Consider the following 17,616-nt stretch of genomic DNA (forward strand, 5'->3'; position numbering starts at 1 on the left):
AAATTCTGTTCTTGACCCAGTCTTTTCTAGCCCTAGACAGCTTGGGCACCTGAGACTATTTCACTCAGCTCTTGGGTAATGGCAGCCTGACGCGCCTTGTTGTAGACCAACTGCAAGTCATCAATGAGTTGGCCTGCGTTATCAGTCGCCGCTTTCATAGCGACCATTCGGGCTGCTTGCTCACAGGCAATGCTCTCAACAATGCCTTGATACACTTGCGATTCGATGTATCGATGTAACAGTTCTGAGAGTATGTCTTTGGGTGCTTGCTCATAGATGTAGTCCCAACGACGCGCTTTTTTAGGCTCACCACCTTCCTCAGAATCCGAAGGGTGGGGGAGCAACTGCAAGGTCGTTGGCGCTTGAACCATGGTGTTGACGAACTGGTTGTAAACGAGATACAAGCTATCGATTTTACCTTCGTCGTAATGCCCGAGCATCGCATTCACCGTACCTAAGATGTCTTCTAACTTAGGTGTATCGCCAAGACCTGACGTTTGTGCAATAACGTTGCCGCCGCGTTGGAAGAACGAGATAGCCTTAGATCCCACTAAGGTTGTTTCTACCTCGACTCCCTTGGTGCGCCATTGCTCCATTTCTTCTAACACTTTCTTGAACAAGTTTGAGTTCAAGCCACCACACAAGCCGCGATCGGACGAGATAATGATGTAAGCGACACGCTTAGGTTCACGCTGTTGCAGGTAAGGGTGCTGGTACTCCAGGGAACCCGATGCAACATGAGAGATAACTTTTCGCATGTTCTCGGCGTAGGGGCGAGTTAGCGTCATGTTGTCTTGAACCTTGCGCATCTTACTTGCTGCAACCATTTCCATTGCGCTAGTGATTTTCTGAGTGTTACTAACACTGGCTATCTTGGTGCGAATTTCTTTAGTACTTGCCATAATCTGCTCCTATTTGTTTTGATTTCCAGCTAACAAACCGGAGCACTTACCAAGCTTTCATCCCAACAAAACCTTCTAGGATCTCTTTAAGAGCACCGTCGATTTCGTCATTGTAATCGCCTGTCGCGTTGATTTTTTCGAACAACGCAGGGTTCTGACCTTTGGCATAAGCAATCAGCTCTTCTTCAAAACGGGCAATGTTGTTTAGCTCAACACCGACCAAGTAGCCTTTCTCTGCTGCGTAGATAACCGTTGCTTGCTCAGCGACTGACATTGGAGAGTATTGTTTTTGCTTCATTAATTCGGTAACACGCTCACCATGGTCTAGCTGTTTGCGCGTCATCTCATCTAAGTCAGAAGAGAACTGAGCAAAGGCCGCCAGCTCGCGATATTGAGCTAATGAAGTACGGATACCACCAGACAGTTTCTTGATGATCTTGCATTGCGCCGCACCACCCACACGAGATACCGAGATACCTGGGTCTACTGCAGGACGTAAGCCTGAGTTAAACAGTTGGGTTTGAAGGAAAACCTGACCATCAGTGATTGAGATTACGTTGGTTGGTACAAACGCTGATACATCACCCGCCTGAGTTTCAATAATAGGAAGCGCCGTTAATGAGCCTGTTTGGCCTTTCACTTCACCGTTAGTGAACTTCTCTACATACTCAGCATTCACTCGTGCTGCACGTTCTAGTAGGCGTGAGTGAAGGTAGAATACGTCGCCAGGGAAGGCTTCACGACCCGGTGGGCGTTTCAATAGCAATGAGATTTGACGGTAAGCAACGGCTTGTTTTGATAGGTCATCATAGATAATCAGCGCATCTTCACCGCGGTCACGGAAGTATTCACCCATAGTGCAACCGGCATAAGGGGCTAGGTATTGAAGCGCTGCAGACTCTGATGCTGATGCCACGACTACGATGGTGTTTTTTAGCGCATCGTGGTCTTCGAGTTTACGAACCACATTAGCGATAGTGGAGGCTTTTTGGCCAATCGCTACATACACACATTTGATGCCAGAATCTTTCTGATTGATGATCGCATCGATAGCTAACGCTGTTTTACCCGTCTGACGGTCACCAATGATAAGCTCACGTTGACCACGACCGATTGGCACCATGGTATCAACCGCTTTATAACCAGTTTGAATAGGTTGATCAACAGACTTACGTTCGATTACACCCGGTGCAATCACTTCTACAGGGTCGAGTCGGTCACAACTCACTGGGCCTTTGCCATCGATTGGCTCGCCTAATGTGTTGACTACGCGACCAAGAAGTCCGTTACCTACAGGTACTTCTAAGATACGACCTGTACCTTTCACTTTCATACCTTCAGAGAGGTCAGTGTAGGGGCCCATAACCACCGCACCTACTGAGTGGGTATCGAGGTTAAGTGCGAGTGCGTATTTGCCACCTGGTAGCTCAATCATCTCGCCTTGCATAACATCAGCAAGGCCATTGATTGTGATGATGCCATCACGAACCGATACGATAGTGCCTTCATTGCGAGCCTCGGTGCTCACATTAAATTTCGAGATGCGTTCTTTGATTAGATCGCTGATTTCATTTGAATTTAATTGCATAATTGTTACCTATCTCGCGTGAAGTTGATGAGCCAATCGGTCAATTGATGTGTTTAAAGAACCATCGATAACGGTTTCACCCGCTTTGATGACCATTCCACCCACTAACGTGTCATCAATAACCTGCTTCATTTCAACCTGACGCTCTAATTTCTTCTCAAGTGCAGCTGTTAGTGACGTAACTTGATCTTGTGTCAGCATTTCTGAACTGGTGACAGTGACAGGCACTACACGTTCATGTTCGTCCTTTAGCTCGCAGTACAATTCAAACAGGTCTCTTACAACAGAAAGGCGGCCGTTCTCGGCCAAGACTCGAATGAGATTAATGACGTGGTCATCAACGAGTCCTTGGCAAATATGAATGATGAGGTTTGCCAGCTCTTCTGTTTGGTGTGTAGAAGCACCTTCTGCTGAAGAAATCTGACTAGCGATCGTTTCTTCTTCCGCGACAGCCACAAGAATGGACAGCATTGAGTGCCACTCTTGTAACTGGTTTTCACCTAAAGCAAATTCAAACGATGCTTTGGCGTAGGGATGAGCAATATTGGTGTAATCTGACATATTGCCTCTCCTTAGAGTTCGCTAATCATTTGGTCAACTAGCGCTCGGTTCGTTGCGGAATCTAGGTTTTTGCTAATCAGTTTCTGTGCACTTTGAATTACTGCGTCTGCCATATCTGCCTGAAGTTCACGGCGTATCTTTTGGCGTTCGCCTTCTAGCTCAGCTCTACCTTGTTCTAAGATGCGTGCCTTTTCTTGCTCGGCTTCTTGTTGCGCTAAGCTGATGATTTCATTGCGGCGTTTTCGGCCCTGTTCAATCAGTTCAGTCACATCTTTTCTTGCATCTTCGATGAGTTGCGCGCCATTTGATTTTGCTAGTTCTAGCTCTTTCGCAGCGTTCTCTGAGTGGCGTAAACCATCAGCGATTTCTTTTTGGCGCTCGTCTAACATCGCGGTGAGAGGGGGCCATACATATTTCATGCAGAGCCAAACAAAAATCACGAATGAGATTGCTTGTCCAAGCATGCTTGCATTTAAGTTCATACCTTCCTCACTAAATCTTGATTATTTACAAATCGATCTTTCAAAGCGGTTTGATTAAGCCACGGCGAAGATGATGTATAGACCGATACCAACACCGATCATCGGTACTGCATCCACAAGACCCATCATGATGAAGAATTGAGTACGAAGCATTGGAGTAAGGTCTGGTTGACGCGCAACACCTTCAAGGTATTTACCTGCTAAGTTACCAATACCAGATGCTGCACCTGCTGCACCTAAACCGATCAGTAATGCACCTGCTACATATAAAACTGCGCTTACGATATCCATTTGTATCTCCGATAAATAATTTGTTAGTTAAATTTTTTAGTTAAATTTTTTAGTTATTAATTAGTGGTGTTCTTCTGTTGCCATACCTAAATAAACAACGGTCAGTACCATAAATATAAATGCTTGCAAGAATACGATTAATATGTGGAATAGTGCCCAAGGAACACTCAGTGCCCATTGCATCCACCATGGCATTAATGCGATCAGAATAAATATCATCTCACCTGCATACATGTTTCCAAATAATCGTAAGCCTAGTGATATAGGTTTTGAAATTAATGTTATTAATTCAAGAACTAAGTTAACAGGGTATAAAAGAGGGTTATCAAATGGCTGCGTAGTAAGCTCTTTGATAAAGCCTTTCAATCCTTTATTTTTAAATGTATAAGTCAACAGTAAGATAAATACACCGAGTGCCATCGACATTGGAATATTTACGTCCGCCGTTGGTAGATCTCTAAAGTGTTCTAGACCCATTGCACGACTTAATGCTGGTATGAAATCTATTGGTAATAAATCGACCGCGTTCATTAACAACACCCAAACAAAAGTGGTTAATGCCAGTGGCCCTATTAATTTATCCTCCGCTTGAAAAATCTCTTTTACTAGGTTGTTTACAAAATCAAATATCAGTTCGATAAAACATTGAAATCGACCTGGAACACCGCTGGTGCCCTTAGTCACTACGTATCGAAAAGCTCCAATAAACAGTAAACCCGTAATCCAAGATACCAACATCGAGTCGATGTTGAACGCCCAGAAACCATCACCTGTAGTTAAGAAGGTTAAGTGATGCTCTATGTATTCGTGAGCGGTAGTTACTTGATCCATACTACACGTACTCCGATCTTGTAGAGGCAGTAATAAATGGTGTTAAGAAGTACCCAACCATAGTGAGAATATATGCGTACAATATTACTGGGTTATCCAATTTGAAAAACTGGAACGCCAAGATAAACATTAAAAACGTATAAGTTATTTTCACGACACGACTCATTTGCATTAAGTCACGTAAACTATAATTAGGATTCTTGCGTACCTTTAGGCTTGCATATATAAAACCAAACAGCGGAGGTAGCATCGCAATTCCGATACCCAAAGCCGACGATTCCATATCTACTTTATTACCAAAAAACACTTCATATAAAACTACACCGACGGCTAATACTACTTGGCAGAGAACAACTCTTTTAGCAGCAACAAGAATGTCACCACTTATCCCATTAAGCCTCATAATAAAACCTTATATTTAACAGTGTAAGCTCATATAAAACACAGTTTGAATATGTCTTGCTACTCGCATTTACTTGTTAATAAAACTTTGCTTGTTAACAAAGAGATAATCTTGCTGGTTTTATATCTCCTGACGAAATAGAACGATATAAACTAGTTCGCTCTCGTTTCGACAAAATATAAACTACGCCTAAAATTATGTGATCAAAACGACAAATATTGATATCAATAATTCCATTATTGAAATGAATGTTTTTCATTTATGAAAGTAATAGTTCTATCACTTTATTCATGAATATTTAAGATGCTTTATCCTTGTGAAAAAGAGGGTCTTTTTAGAAGGGAGTAGCGAGCTAAATTTTCAACTTATGATCTTATCAATTAAGACAATTCAAACACTTAGGTTCATTTACAAGCTGAGTTGTGAAGTGTGATTTTGGTAGGGGTTAAGCTTGTTTGAGGCAATGATGGAAGATCTGGTTTTTCTGGTAAATTAAACGTACGTCGCTCCTTATCAATAAGCGAATATTTTTTATATTGTCGTCAGCTTGTCACTATTTGCGTGCGCGAGAGTGAAAATTCAGCGCCTAAATGTTGATGATATAGGAGTGAAATGGGGGACTGGGTGTGCGAGAAGCATGGTGCGGAGAAGAAACACCGAGTTTTGAGGAAGTAAATGGCAGCAGAGCGCTGCCTAATTTACTTAATCTAGGCTCTCTTATGACTCTTCATAACTGAGGTATTGAATACATAAGTCATGGAAAGCCTGTGCTTGTGGCGAGATCGTACGATCAGACAGTCTGAAAATGCCGATTTGTCGTTGCAAGGGTGGGTCAATTAGCGGAATCCACACCAAGCGGGTTTCATTGGTTGGGAAAGCCAGCTTAGGTAGCGTGGTCACGCCTATCCCGAGCTCTAACACCGAAAAAAGCGAGGTAATGTTCTCGACAGAGTACAGGGCTTGTTCGCTGAGCATGCGCGCAGGTGTTGGGTCCAGTAGGGTGCAAGTCCCGTTACGAATGAAGGGCTGCTTTAACAAGGTTTGCCATTCGATTCCTTCCCGTTGAGAGGCGATAGGGTTATCTTTGAGGCACACCACACCGATAGGATCAGAAAGCAAAGGCGTGAAGTCGATGCTCTCTTCTTCTAAATGGGAGCTATTACCGAGGGCAACATCCACCTCGCCAGAGAGTAATCTTGCTTCTACCCCTGCCGCATTATCATCAATCAAACTCACTTCTACATTCGGGTACTGCTCACAAAATGTCCCTAAAACACTAGGTATGAGTTTTGCGGCCACCGAAGGCACGCTCGCTATTCTAACTCTTCCTTGTTGTCCTGCTGCCATCACTTTGGAATGCGCCTCAAATCGCAATCAAGATGGCGAAAGATCAAGGCTTATAAAACATCAATGCCGGTATAAAGAAGAAAATGTAGAGATGAAGCTCTCTAAAAACTGAAGATAAACAAGGTGTGAGCCTTTGAAAGAAGGCTGATACAAGATTCCGGAAGGAAGATAAAAACCGTACTGGTGAAGATACACCGGGCGGCACGTATTTAGGTCAATCGATCTAGTCAGGACAAATAATAAGTGGCGAGTTCGCTTGCCTCGATCATATCAATAACGATTAAAAACGTGAAAGCTAACCAACATACTGTCGCTATATATGCTTCAAAAGACAGCAACGATCGGTTCTGAATGGCTAGCAAAATCCTATAACTATAAGGTGGTGAGCAAAATGGATGCACATCGTTCTACCTACACTGAATCAGCACTACGTGACGCAACGGTCGTCATGGCACAGGAAAGACTGGGTGCTATGCACCAAACACGCATCAGCTTCGTAAGAACTCTGATTCGTAAAATGGCGCAACAGCAATGGAAAGTGACTAAGCATGAGTGGCAACTAGACGCTCGAGGTTTTGGTCATGTTATCTATAAGCTAGAGACGCCAAATCATGTTTATCATTTGGTTGTTTTCTGCGATGAGATTGCAGACGACGAACGAAATGACCGTGTAATTGCTGAAAAGTGGGACGTAACGTTTGCTCTGGTTCTTGGTGATGTTGATGTCACCCTACTTGAGAGACTTCGTGCGAATGTACCGCTACAAGAAGCAGGCCGTAAGCCTAACAATGTGCTTGTTTTAGCGCGTGCCAACAAAAGTGTACGAGTGTTTGAACATATTGTTAGTCACTTGGCTAAAGGTGTTCAACCAACGCCAAAAGAGCTAGCGGAAGTTGGCTACATCCTACGAACCACAGCGGTTTATGGTAATGGTAAGTTTGGTATTGCTGACTTTAAAATCTTGGAAAAGAATCCAGATTTTAATCAATCGTTCAGTGCTCAAATGTGTGCTGTTTATATGCTGCGTGAGTTCAGCCTAGATTGGGTTCATTACCTAGCTGAGCAACAGGGCGGTGAACAAGCGATTACCTTGCATAGAGGATTACAGCGTTACCTTGGTGTTGGTAATGCGACTGGTTTAGGCATGGCGCCATACCTTATTAACCACCCAAGTATTGTCGATCAATGGATGACAACCCGTGAACATGCATTGGCGGACGTGTTGGCTAGTCAGACCGATACGGCGTTGATCGAGCCACTACGTAGATACGTTAAAAAAGCGATTTGTCATTTAGAACAAGTTGTTACCATTAATGAAAACCAGCAAGAGTTGAACAAAACCGCTGTTGATGAGTTAAAACACGCAGAACAGTCACTAGAAGCTTCTGTAAACCATTGCGATACATGGGCGCAGTTAGTTGAACAATCTAAGCACATGAGTATGGAAGCCCAAGAAATCCTTATCTCATGCTTGATGGAATTGTACCCAGAATTAGTGGACGCCCATCAAGAGCATATGAATTGTAGCGAAACACTCTCGCTTCCTAGTGGCAAAAAGATCCAAGACCTATTGGTTGTGTTAGAAGAAAAGTACCGTTGGGCGATCACGACTGACTTTACGAAAGCAGAAAATAACTACTGGTTCTGGTATCGCTCTCAGGACAAAGAAGAGCCAAGGCTCGGTGTTCGAGGCGAGGAACTCGGCGAAGAGCGCGAACTGCCGTTGGATATCGGCCGTCAAGCTTACCGTCTGTACCATGCTTTATTGCAATTCGCGCCAGAGCTTTCATTGGCTGAATTCCTTGTTAAACAACCGCAGCATCGTGCCATTGCGCGCCGTGTGTGGACGTTAGGTAACAAGGCGATGGGCGACATTCAAATGAACGTGCTGCACCAAGACTCGCCACCAATGCATTTGCTGCGTTGTAAGCTAGCGATGTTTGGAGCGACTAAGTTTGATCCTCGCTCAGACCGTTGGGTACGAGTGACGTTTTTCCAAGGTGCACCGTTGCTTGATGAAATTCATCAGGACGAATGGGTGTTCCCAATCTTACCAAGTGAAGCGGAGATCGCTGACTCAAATAAAGTTCCTACACATATCAACGCTCAACATGGAGGTAAATCGTTATGATCGTTTCTCACAATGAACTGGTAGCGGCCGTTAATAAAGCCTTTCTGGGTATGCGTCGTACATGTGGTGAAGCCGATGTGATAGCGAACATGGTGGCAGATTTACAAATGGTTGGCTTGGATGGTGTTCGTCATTTTAACAATGCGAGCAACTTTATGGGGCTAGAAGACGATTGCCCTGTAGACATCCAAGTGACAAGCGACAACACAGTTGAAGTGGACCTGCACAAGGCGAGCTTAGCGTGTCATCTTCCTGTGGTGATGGATTACGCCATTGAAAAAATGGTCGGTAAAAAGACGCTGAAAATCGAGCTAAACAACTGCCATAACCGTTGGTTAGCGTACAGTGAGCTTGTAAAACTGGCAGCGAAAGGCATCGCATGTACCGCACGTTGGGATAATGGCTCAAATCCTAAGAGCACCTTGTATGTGCTTAACCGTGGTTGCGTTGCACCAGAACTGTTTTTATCAGATTTGCCTCTGGCATCGGACGATCATATCCACAATATGACCATCGAGCTTTCCGTCCAGGATTTCGATATCGAACGTTTGTCAGATGGCTACCAAACACACATTGAATCGGAAGCGCTTTTTAAAACTCAAGAGAAGGCGTGGAACGAGGGCATTGAAGTTGACGATGGAGAGTGGGGCGCGTTGAAAGAAACGGCGACGGCTATCCTTGTTGAAAACAGCCAACGTTCAATTCAAGGTGCAGGTGAGCTCGAGGCTTCTTAGCTTTGTTTTATAGAGCTATAAGTTACAGAAGCTCAGTTTATAGATCTTTGGCTTATAGAAACTAAACCTATAAAGCCTGAGCTTGTTCAACCTAAAAACCTCATTTACAACAGATAAAACCAAAGAGCTTAACGTATCCTCACCTCGTTAAGCTCTTTTTATTTGTGTCCCACTTTTGTTCTTCTTCTCAATAGATCACATCTTAAACTCTCTGTTTTGACACAAGTTGTTACGCGTATAAAGCTAATTTGGCGATTTAATGAAGTACCTTCACATTCAGGTTCAACAAACGGTTTCATTTACAAGCTAGTATGCGTATCTTGCTAACTACGGTGCCAAAGGGTGCCATTTTTATTCGTACCAATGACTTTAGAATCAGATAAAAAGGAATGAAGCGTGCAAGCTAACTTTATTGATGGAACCACCCTGTACCGTCAGCACTCTTTCGAGTTGCCACTTGATTATCAAGCCAAAGATGGACAACAGATCCAAGTCTTCGCACGTGAGCTGGTTGATCTCGCTAAAGATGAGCAAGAGCTGCCGTGGTTGATCTACTTTCAAGGCGGCCCAGGTTTTCCTTCTCCACGGGTGAGTGGTCAATCGGGTTGGCTAAAGCGTGCATTACAAAACTACCGTGTTCTGCTTCTAGACCAACGTGGTACTGGCAACAGCACGGTTATCAGCCATGAAACTTTGGCGCATTTGTCTCCAGAACAACAAGTCGAATACTTAACGCATTTCAGAGCGGATAACATCGTTCGTGACGCTGAAGCGATTCGTGAACAGTTTGGTATTAAGCAATGGTCGACGATTGGTCAAAGCTTTGGTGGCTTCTGTACACTGAGCTATTTGTCACTGTTCCCACAGAGCTTGCAGCGTTGTTATGTGACGGGCGGCATTCCTTCTATTGAACGAGAAGCTGACGATGTTTATCGTGCGACTTACAAGCGTGTAGAAGACAAAAACAGAGCTTTCTTTGCTCAGTTCCCACAAGCACAAGCTATGTGTCGCGAGATCTCTGATTACCTGCTCAACAACGATGTGAGACTGCCAAACGGTCAGGTGTTCACAGTTGAACAGTTCCAGCTAATAGGTATTAATCTTGGTGGCGGCGAAGCAAACCTTCCAATGTATTTCACACTGGAGAGTGCGTTTGTTGAAGTGAACGGTAACAGACAGCTGAGCTACAGCTTCCTAAATCAAATGCAGCAAGAGCAGGGTTACTTAACTAACCCAATTTACGCAATCTTGCATGAATCGATTTACTGTCAAGGTACAGCGTCTAACTGGTCTGCACATCGTGTTCGTGAGCAGTACCCACACTTCAACTACCAATCGGGCAGTGAGTTCTGGTTTACTGGTGAAATGGTGTACCCATGGATGTTCGACCAACTTGAAACGCTGAAGCCACTGCGTGAAGCCGCGAACATGTTGGCTGAAAAGTCGGACTGGGGCACTTTGTACAACGCAGAGCAGTTGAGCAAGAATACAGTGCCAATGGCGTGTGCCGTTTACGCCGATGACATGTACGTTGAGTTGGATTACAGCCGTGAAACATTGGCGAACATTCCTAACTCGAAAGCGTGGATCACCAATGAATATGAACACAATGGCTTGCGAGTAGACGGCGAAAGGATTGTCGATAAATTGATGACGATGGTTGAAGCGTTAGAAAATCTGCCAAAGTAATCAAGCTATTTGCACTAGAAACAAGATGCGTTAGAAGCTTTCTACTTTAGAAACTATCTACGTTAGAAATACGATACGCCAGAAACAAGAAAACGCTGCACCCATGCAGCGTTTTTTTATGTCATCGAACTATTCGATTTAAGGAACTAGGAGGGGTAGCCCTTGAAGCCATTAAGGTTGGATGACGATATCTTGATTTTCAGTGGTCGATAAGCTGGCGCGGTTCTGTTCGATAAGCTGAGCCGCATAAGAGGGAGTTACAGCTTGAATTTCGCCTTTTGAACGAATCGTTAATGCTTCCCACGCATGATCACGGTATTTGCCTGTTTGTGTATATTCAATAAGTACTCTCATGATTCTTCCATCCGATGTGTGGTTAACGTGCTACTAACATTAGCGCCATTATTGTGGTTACACACCTGTTAAAAATGGAACATAAGATTAACCAAATGAGAATGCGTGTAACTTGAAAAACAGACCTAACTGCACTTATCTTCTTAACCGCGTTTATCGCAACTAACCGTATTTATCGCAACTAACAGCATTTATTGTAACCAACCTTACTTATCGTAAATAGCGTCCATAAAAAAACGCTGCACAATGGCAGCGTTAAAGTTGAGATAGGTTGAAGATTGCTTAGCTGTTTTCTAAGCCAACAATCTTGCGTGCAGACATCACTGCACTATCCAAATCGGTCAATCTACCAGCACTTGCTGGACCAAGAACTGATGAATACAAAGCCAACTGCTTCTCAAATGATAAATCTAATTGGTTATATAGATTTTGGCGGATTTGAGCGTGTTGCTGAGGCTTTGCGCTCGACAGGCCTTCCAACGTATCGTAGATGAGTGTAGTTGTATCCATAACTGTCCTTAGTACATCTTTAGAAAATTTTGCATATTATGCACTTGGTGTCATCTTTGTTCTGCGAGATTGATCGCATTATGTTCAGCTCTGCTTAATTGTGTAATCAGTTAGTTACAATTGTGTTGTACGGCAAAGTGTCGGAACTCGGGTTTGGGCAAAAGAAAAGGAGACACAGTGGTCTCCTTTTGGCTTGTTAGCAAAGATAAAAGTTACGTGCTGTTCGCTGTTTATTGAGCCAATCGGCTACGCACAGCTACAGCGCCTATCGTATGTTAATGTTCTTATCTCGATTTTCGTACATTTCAGGTGTGGTGTGTAATCCACCTGCATAGCCTGCTGCTTCAAGTGTTTCTCTTACCTCTCGAACATGCTCAGCCGTGACCGGTTCATTTCTGTCGCCAAGGTTTAAACGCACAAACGTGATTAACTCAGCTAAGCGTTGATCCGACAGTACATCCTCAAAACTTGCCATTGGCATGAAATTTCTGTCTTTGTCGAGATAGGTGGGTTGCAAGCCGCGCACCGTTACCGCAATGGTATTGAATGGGTCGCTGTGCATGATAATACCGTTGTTCAACAGAGTAGGGGCGATTGGATCGCGACCTTTACCATCGTCACCATGACAGGCCCCACAGGTTTGACGATACGTGGTGTAGATTTCACTGGCATACGCAGCTTCATCAAACCCTTTAGGCTGTAACTGAACGGCATCACTGGCAATGGTGTTGTTGATGTCCCCACTGAGTAGGTAATAGGACATCGACTCAATATCTTCACGCGTCATCAAGCTTAGGCTGTTTTTCACTACATCAGCCATACCCGCAAAAGCGGTGCCTTTGTCTGAATGTCCTGTGTGTAAAAAGTCTGTGAGTGTTGCTTCATCCCAACCATCGATATAGAGCTCATTGGCTGTAATATCAGGCGCGTTCCAACCGTCGATCAAGTTACCTTGGAAAATACGTTCTGGTATCAGTGCTTGGGCAATATTTCGAGGTGTATGGCACTCCGAACAGTGACCAAGTCCTGCGACCCAATATTTGCCTTGTTGCCACTTATCGACATTCTCAATTTCTCCTTTGAGTTCCTCTGGCACTTCATAATCAATAGGGTCGGTATCCATGAATACGATGTTCCAGCCAAGCAAACCTAAGCGAATATTGGATGGAAACATCATGCTGTTGTCATCATTGCGTCGCGGCACGGCGGTGATTGACTGCATGTATTCCCATAAATCCACCATGTCTTGGTCGGTGAGGTATTGATAGGAGGTGTAAGGCATTGCAGGGTACAGGTAACCATTCTTGCCTTTACCTGCGACTAACGCCGCTCGGAAATCATCGAAGTCATAAGTCCCAATACCTTCGGTAGTGTGTGGCGTTATGTTGGTTGAATACACGGTGCCGAAGGGGGTGACAAAGGGTAGGCCGCCAGCAAAGGGTTCGCCACCTTCTGCACTATGACAAGCCACACAGTCACCCGCATAAGCGAGATATTCTCCGCGCTCAACAGATGATGCTTTCAAGCTCGCGAGCCGTTGTTGCTCTACGTCACCAGCGTGTCGGATATAAGCCCCAAGCGCGAGTATCTCGTTCTCACTGAGCTGCTCATCAAACGCAGGCATTAGGTTGTTCAAACCGTAATTGATGGTGTGCTGAATCTCTTCAATACTCCCTCCGTGAAGCCAGATATCATCGGAAAGATCAGGTACGCCAATCGCTGGGTTAGCGACAGCACCATCGGCATGACAAGACGAACAGTATTGGACGAACAAGGTTTTACCGAGCTCGACTTTAATCTCCGGCACATCGGTATGACGTTGGTTGAGGGAGGCTAGATAGTAGGAGACTTTTGCCACCTCGTCTGGGCGCATGATTTCACTCCAACCCGGCATCGCTCCATTTCGCCCTTTGGCAATCGAATGGATCACAGCTTCATCACTGCCGCCGTATAACCATTCTTGGTCGATAAGATTAGGGAAGTGTTTCTGACCTTGTGCATTATCGCGGTGACAAGCGGCACAGTGAGTTTGGAATAGAATCCTACCGCTGTTCACGATCTCTGGGACAGCAGCTAATCCCTCTAACGTGGTTTCGCTGGTTTGTGCAAATTGCTCATTGAGAGTGGTGGATGGTGAACTGAGCTTATCGTCGCTTTGTTCCCAATCGACTAAGCCTTCCCATTCTCCAAGCCCGGGGTAGAGCACCAAATAACCCGCAGACAAAAGAAATGCCACTGCATAACTGATAAATAACACCTTAGGTGGAGGCGCATCTTTCTCTTCAATACCATCAAAGGTGCCAATGGTGTGGTCGTGATCGGCCTTGTGATTGCTACGCCAGTATTTAACGACAACAGACACCATCAGAACAAAGAATATTAAGGTTAAGAGTACCGCCCATAGATTCCAGAATGTGCTCATTGTGATACCTCCTGTGACGTATCTTTACCCAGGCTTTGTAAATAGCGAATCAGAGCTTCACCTTTGGTTTTGCCTCTTACTTGCAAACGGGCATCACCAATTTCTTGATCGGTATAAGGCACACCTAAGGTACGTAACACTTCCATTTTGGCGCTAATATCATCGCCAGTCAGAGTCTGCTCAAATAGCCACGGGTAAGAGGGCATGATCGAGGTCGGTACGACTTTTCGAGGGTCAATTAAGTGAATAGCATGCCATTGGTCAGAATACTTTCTACCTAAGTTAGTGAGGTCAGGACCAGTACGTTTAGAGCCCCACAAGTTAGGAAACTCATAGATATCGTCTGCTTCTTGGTTCGGGCGACCATTACGCTTCACTTCTGGCTCTAGAGGGCGAACCATTTGTGTGTGACAAACATGGCAGCCTTCACTGATGTATATGTCTCGGCCTGCTAACTCAATCGGTGTGAGAGGCATCGCTAAGCTGCCTTTGGCAATATCATCGCCACGGACAATGCTTGGCACTACCCAGACCAATAAAGAGAAGGAGGCCACGACAACAGTGGTCAAAATTAAAATGACGATTGAATGTGTAAAGTCTTTACTCATCATTTAAGCTCCTTCATTAACAGTGTGTTTAGCATCATTTGTTACGGGCATACGAACCGTTTTGTACAAGTTGAAAGCCATTAAGAACAATCCAAGTACAAACAGCGCGCCACCAAAGAAACGCATGAATAGCCAAGGTGCTTTAAAGTCCATAGCTTCTACAAAACTGTAAATCAGTTCGCCATTTTCATTTTGAGCGAGCCACATATATCCCTCGCCGATGCCTGCGATCCAAAGTGCTATTGCATAGGTGGCGACGCCAGCATGAGCAAGCCAAAAGTGCCATTTAATCAGTCGTCGTGACCATAGATCGGTTTGGCCCCATAAGCGTGGAATGAAGTAGTAAAAAACCGCTATCCCTGACATCCCAACCCATCCGAGAGCCGCGGAATGTACGTGCCCGATGATCCATTCGGTGTTGTGTGCCACCATGTTGAACCAGCGAATAGCGAGTAGCGGACCTTCGAATGTTGCCAAGCAGTAGTAAAGAATCGCTGAGAAAAAGAATAAAAGAATGTAGTCGGACTTCAGCTTTTCTTTATTTTGTAGGAGGGTCATTGCGCTATTGAACGCGCCTGCCCAAGAAGGGAGCCACAGGATCAAAGACATAACGATGCCGATGTTCTGAATCCAGATGGGAACAGAAGAATAAACCAAATGGTGCGTTCCGGCCCACGTGTAAAAGCCGACCAAGCCCCAGAAATGGATCACAGACAAACGGTACGAGTAGATAGGTCGATCCGCCGCTTTGGGTATGAAATAGTAGTTCATACCAATCACACCAGCGGTCAGCAAGAAACCGACGGCATTATGTCCCCACCACCATTGAACAATCGCATCTTGAGCGCCTGCAAACACAGAGTAGGACTTCATCGCCAACACAGGCATCGCGAGGTTGTTCACGATGAAAATCATTGCAACGACGATAATGAATGCAGCAAAGAACCAGTTAGCCACGAAGATATGGCTGACCTTACGCTTAGCAAGGGTGCCAAAGAACAACACCGCATACAGCACCCAAACCAACACAATCATCAAGTCGATTGGCCATTCAAGCTCTGCATACTCTTTTGAGCTGGTGTGGCCTGCGGGTAAGGAAATGACCGCAAGTAACAGGATGAATTGCCAGCCCCAAAAGACCATCCATGAAAGGCTTTTATTGAACAAGTCACAATGTCCTGTTCGCTGGGCAATGTATAAAGACGTCCCCATCAAGATATTCACGACGAAGCCGTAAATCACTCCTGATGTATGTAACGGACGCAGTCGACCAAATTGGAAATATTGAGAATCAAAGTTTAAGACTGGCCAATATAATTGCGCGGCGAGAATCACGCCGATGATCATACCTACAATCGCCCACACTAAGGATGCGATGATGAAGTACTTCACGACCTTAATGCTGTATTGCGTTGTCACTTGTTCCATAACAAGGCTCCTTGCCTAGATATTTTGAATCGCTGACTTAATTTGAATCGCTGAGCGAGCTTGTTTCGTTGCCGAGCACAGAATAGAAATAGGAAATGTCACGGATGTCTTGGTCTGAGAGCGTGTCGGCTTGTTGTTGCATGAGAATCGCTAAGCCACTGGTTCTTTCTCGAGTCTGGTAATCTTTCAATGAAGAGATGAGATAACCCACTTTTTGACCGCGAAGGTTCGGGTAGGGATCTTGTGTTGATATGCCGTCAACGCCATGGCAGGTCATGCATACTTTTGCTTTTTGCTTACCTAACTCAAATTGCTCTTGATTAACTTCAGCAGAAACAGGAAACATGACCAGCGTCATTACTAGGGTAGAAAGTGTCGCCATGGGGTTAAATTTTTTTATATTCAAACTCATTCTCGATTCCCTTGATTATGAAATGAGTAAGCTTTCTAAGATCAATACACGAGATCAACTGGTGAAGTAGAAACGACTGGAACTCGTTATTAAGTCTCTTAAAGCTGCTTACGTTCGATTAAAGGTTATGCAGCAACCAGCATTTTCGCTACTGACTTACTCATATTTATTGTTAATTTTGTTGTTTCATACGTATTCATAGGGCTTATTGGTTTACTTACGCAGAGTAAAATACGAGTTTTTGTTACTAGACGGTTGAGAAGGAATACGTCAAGCGGGTAGGGAGTGCTGAACGAGAGCGGTGATGGAAGAGACAGAGAAACGGCGAAGTTATTGAAAAACAGCGAGGTGTAGGGGCATTAGGGATAAAGCGATACCAATCAATCTGAGTGGTATCGGTACAAGTTAAATGGTCAATTTATACTAGACTCAAATTAGTGACCTTTTTAAATGGAGTTTAGAATGAGAACTGTATTCTTGTTGATGCTTTGGCTTTGCTCGTTTTCGATTTTTGCAGCCTCAGAGTTAACGGTTTTCGACCACTCCGGGCAAAAGCATGGTTTTAGTAGAGAGCAACTCCTGTCACTTCCTCAAAAAGAAATTACTACCACCTTGCCTTGGGTCGAGGGTCTGACCGTTTATAGTGGTGTGACGTTACAAACGGTGCTTGAAAATATGGATCTACCGATATCATCACAAGTCACTTTCGTAGCATTGAATGACTATAAAATTGCGGTGCCCAAAGAAGATTTTGATACCTATGAACCCATCATTGCGATTAAAAAGAATGGGGAGTTTATGTCTGTGAGAGAGAAAGGCCCGTTTTGGTTGATTTACCCAATCTCTGCGAACCCTGAAACCAATACCCCTGATTTCCATGCCAAGATGATTTGGCAGATTCGTGATATTCACCTGTAGAGGCT

General features: G+C 44.5%; 17 protein-coding genes and 1 pseudogene. 4 read left to right on the forward strand and 14 right to left on the reverse strand.

Annotated features, from left to right (window positions below; genetic code table 11):
* Nucleotides 1-32: 32 nt before the first annotated feature.
* The 8 genes and pseudogenes from atpG to AB6E52_RS11550 all read right to left on the reverse strand — a co-directional run.
* On the reverse strand, nt 33-902 hold the full coding sequence (atpG, locus tag AB6E52_RS11515; RefSeq protein WP_017064727.1) for a F0F1 ATP synthase subunit gamma: 870 nt from the start codon (nt 900-902) through the stop codon (nt 33-35).
* Nucleotides 903-948: 46 nt separating this feature from the next.
* Nucleotides 949-2,490 carry a F0F1 ATP synthase subunit alpha gene (gene atpA, locus AB6E52_RS11520; RefSeq protein ID WP_017060841.1) on the reverse strand — a complete coding sequence of 514 codons (1,542 nt, stop codon included), beginning with the start codon at nt 2,488-2,490 and terminating at the stop codon, nt 949-951.
* A gap of 9 nt (nt 2,491-2,499) precedes the next feature.
* The gene (locus AB6E52_RS11525) at nt 2,500-3,051 is read right to left on the reverse strand and encodes a F0F1 ATP synthase subunit delta (protein ID WP_017060840.1); all 552 of its coding nucleotides are present in this window, start codon (nt 3,049-3,051) and stop codon (nt 2,500-2,502) included.
* Nucleotides 3,052-3,062: 11 nt separating this feature from the next.
* Entirely contained in the window at nt 3,063-3,533 is a 471-nt protein-coding gene (locus AB6E52_RS11530) for a F0F1 ATP synthase subunit B (protein ID WP_102320977.1), read from the reverse strand.
* A 54-nt stretch (nt 3,534-3,587) separates the two neighbouring features.
* Nucleotides 3,588-3,824 (reverse strand): F0F1 ATP synthase subunit C, encoded by a 237-nt coding sequence (gene atpE / locus AB6E52_RS11535; RefSeq protein ID WP_004730405.1) that lies wholly within the window; start codon nt 3,822-3,824, stop codon nt 3,588-3,590.
* A 60-nt stretch (nt 3,825-3,884) separates the two neighbouring features.
* Entirely contained in the window at nt 3,885-4,655 is a 771-nt protein-coding gene (gene atpB / locus AB6E52_RS11540; RefSeq protein ID WP_017060838.1) for a F0F1 ATP synthase subunit A, read from the reverse strand.
* Nucleotide 4,656: 1 nt separating this feature from the next.
* Nucleotides 4,657-5,058, reverse strand: a complete 402-nt coding sequence (locus AB6E52_RS11545) for a hypothetical protein (protein ID WP_017060837.1) — start codon at nt 5,056-5,058, stop codon at nt 4,657-4,659.
* A gap of 717 nt (nt 5,059-5,775) precedes the next feature.
* Nucleotides 5,776-6,411 (reverse strand): annotated as a pseudogene (locus tag AB6E52_RS11550) (LysR substrate-binding domain-containing protein); the annotation flags it as partial.
* A 313-nt stretch (nt 6,412-6,724) separates the two neighbouring features.
* On the opposite strand from AB6E52_RS11550, the gene AB6E52_RS11555 reads away from it, so the two are divergent.
* From AB6E52_RS11555 to AB6E52_RS11565, 3 genes are all read left to right on the forward strand, one after another.
* A complete protein-coding gene (locus AB6E52_RS11555; RefSeq protein WP_102320976.1) occupies nt 6,725-8,536 on the forward strand; it encodes a hypothetical protein in 1,812 nt (603 codons plus the stop codon).
* Complete coding sequence (locus AB6E52_RS11560) at nt 8,533-9,270, forward strand: DUF3726 domain-containing protein (RefSeq protein WP_017064722.1); 738 nt, start codon at nt 8,533-8,535, stop codon at nt 9,268-9,270. The genes AB6E52_RS11555 and AB6E52_RS11560 overlap by 4 nt, the downstream gene beginning before the upstream one ends.
* A 396-nt stretch (nt 9,271-9,666) precedes the next feature.
* A complete protein-coding gene (locus tag AB6E52_RS11565; protein WP_017064721.1) occupies nt 9,667-10,959 on the forward strand; it encodes an alpha/beta fold hydrolase in 1,293 nt (430 codons plus the stop codon).
* Nucleotides 10,960-11,130: 171 nt separating this feature from the next.
* On the opposite strand, the gene AB6E52_RS11570 is transcribed toward AB6E52_RS11565, so the two are convergent.
* From AB6E52_RS11570 to AB6E52_RS11595, 6 genes are all read right to left on the reverse strand, one after another.
* Nucleotides 11,131-11,313 (reverse strand): hypothetical protein, encoded by a 183-nt coding sequence (locus tag AB6E52_RS11570; RefSeq protein ID WP_004730424.1) that lies wholly within the window; start codon nt 11,311-11,313, stop codon nt 11,131-11,133.
* A gap of 282 nt (nt 11,314-11,595) precedes the next feature.
* A complete protein-coding gene (locus tag AB6E52_RS11575) occupies nt 11,596-11,823 on the reverse strand; it encodes a PAS factor family protein (protein WP_004730426.1) in 228 nt (75 codons plus the stop codon).
* 265 nt (nt 11,824-12,088) lie between these two features.
* On the reverse strand, nt 12,089-14,245 hold the full coding sequence (locus AB6E52_RS11580; protein ID WP_102320975.1) for a cytochrome c: 2,157 nt from the start codon (nt 14,243-14,245) through the stop codon (nt 12,089-12,091).
* The gene (locus AB6E52_RS11585; protein WP_017064719.1) at nt 14,242-14,856 is read right to left on the reverse strand and encodes a cbb3-type cytochrome c oxidase subunit II; all 615 of its coding nucleotides are present in this window, start codon (nt 14,854-14,856) and stop codon (nt 14,242-14,244) included. The genes AB6E52_RS11580 and AB6E52_RS11585 overlap by 4 nt, the downstream gene beginning before the upstream one ends.
* A complete protein-coding gene (gene ccoN / locus AB6E52_RS11590; RefSeq protein WP_102320974.1) occupies nt 14,857-16,281 on the reverse strand; it encodes a cytochrome-c oxidase, cbb3-type subunit I in 1,425 nt (474 codons plus the stop codon). It lies immediately after the preceding gene.
* Between the two features lie 37 nt (nt 16,282-16,318).
* The gene (locus AB6E52_RS11595) at nt 16,319-16,693 is read right to left on the reverse strand and encodes a cytochrome c (RefSeq protein WP_102320973.1); all 375 of its coding nucleotides are present in this window, start codon (nt 16,691-16,693) and stop codon (nt 16,319-16,321) included.
* A 462-nt stretch (nt 16,694-17,155) separates the two neighbouring features.
* On the opposite strand from AB6E52_RS11595, the gene AB6E52_RS11600 reads away from it, so the two are divergent.
* Nucleotides 17,156-17,611 (forward strand): hypothetical protein, encoded by a 456-nt coding sequence (locus tag AB6E52_RS11600; RefSeq protein ID WP_017069847.1) that lies wholly within the window; start codon nt 17,156-17,158, stop codon nt 17,609-17,611.
* Nucleotides 17,612-17,616 lie beyond the last annotated feature (5 nt).

It is taken from the genome of Vibrio sp. 10N.247.311.13, assembly GCF_041467595.1.
Lineage (GTDB): Bacteria > Pseudomonadota > Gammaproteobacteria > Enterobacterales > Vibrionaceae > Vibrio > Vibrio crassostreae_C.

Excerpts from the sequence above, each read along its gene's own strand:
- AB6E52_RS11570 (WP_004730424.1), bottom strand. The coding sequence starts at position 11,313 with ATGAGAGTACTTATTGAATATACACAAACAGGCAAATACCGTGATCAT.
- AB6E52_RS11585 (WP_017064719.1), bottom strand. The coding sequence starts at position 14,856 with ATGATGAGTAAAGACTTTACACATTCAATCGTCATTTTAATTTTGACC.
- atpG (WP_017064727.1), bottom strand. The coding sequence starts at position 902 with ATGGCAAGTACTAAAGAAATTCGCACCAAGATAGCCAGTGTTAGTAAC.
- AB6E52_RS11595 (WP_102320973.1), bottom strand. The coding sequence starts at position 16,693 with ATGAGTTTGAATATAAAAAAATTTAACCCCATGGCGACACTTTCTACC.
- AB6E52_RS11545 (WP_017060837.1), bottom strand. The coding sequence starts at position 5,058 with ATGAGGCTTAATGGGATAAGTGGTGACATTCTTGTTGCTGCTAAAAGA.
- atpA (WP_017060841.1), bottom strand. The coding sequence starts at position 2,490 with ATGCAATTAAATTCAAATGAAATCAGCGATCTAATCAAAGAACGCATC.
- atpB (WP_017060838.1), bottom strand. The coding sequence starts at position 4,655 with ATGGATCAAGTAACTACCGCTCACGAATACATAGAGCATCACTTAACC.
- AB6E52_RS11575 (WP_004730426.1), bottom strand. The coding sequence starts at position 11,823 with ATGGATACAACTACACTCATCTACGATACGTTGGAAGGCCTGTCGAGC.
- AB6E52_RS11600 (WP_017069847.1), top strand. The coding sequence starts at position 17,156 with ATGAGAACTGTATTCTTGTTGATGCTTTGGCTTTGCTCGTTTTCGATT.
- ccoN (WP_102320974.1), bottom strand. The coding sequence starts at position 16,281 with ATGGAACAAGTGACAACGCAATACAGCATTAAGGTCGTGAAGTACTTC.
- atpE (WP_004730405.1), bottom strand. The coding sequence starts at position 3,824 with ATGGATATCGTAAGCGCAGTTTTATATGTAGCAGGTGCATTACTGATC.
- AB6E52_RS11555 (WP_102320976.1), top strand. The coding sequence starts at position 6,725 with ATGCTTCAAAAGACAGCAACGATCGGTTCTGAATGGCTAGCAAAATCC.
- AB6E52_RS11560 (WP_017064722.1), top strand. The coding sequence starts at position 8,533 with ATGATCGTTTCTCACAATGAACTGGTAGCGGCCGTTAATAAAGCCTTT.
- AB6E52_RS11530 (WP_102320977.1), bottom strand. The coding sequence starts at position 3,533 with ATGAACTTAAATGCAAGCATGCTTGGACAAGCAATCTCATTCGTGATT.
- AB6E52_RS11525 (WP_017060840.1), bottom strand. The coding sequence starts at position 3,051 with ATGTCAGATTACACCAATATTGCTCATCCCTACGCCAAAGCATCGTTT.
- AB6E52_RS11580 (WP_102320975.1), bottom strand. The coding sequence starts at position 14,245 with ATGAGCACATTCTGGAATCTATGGGCGGTACTCTTAACCTTAATATTC.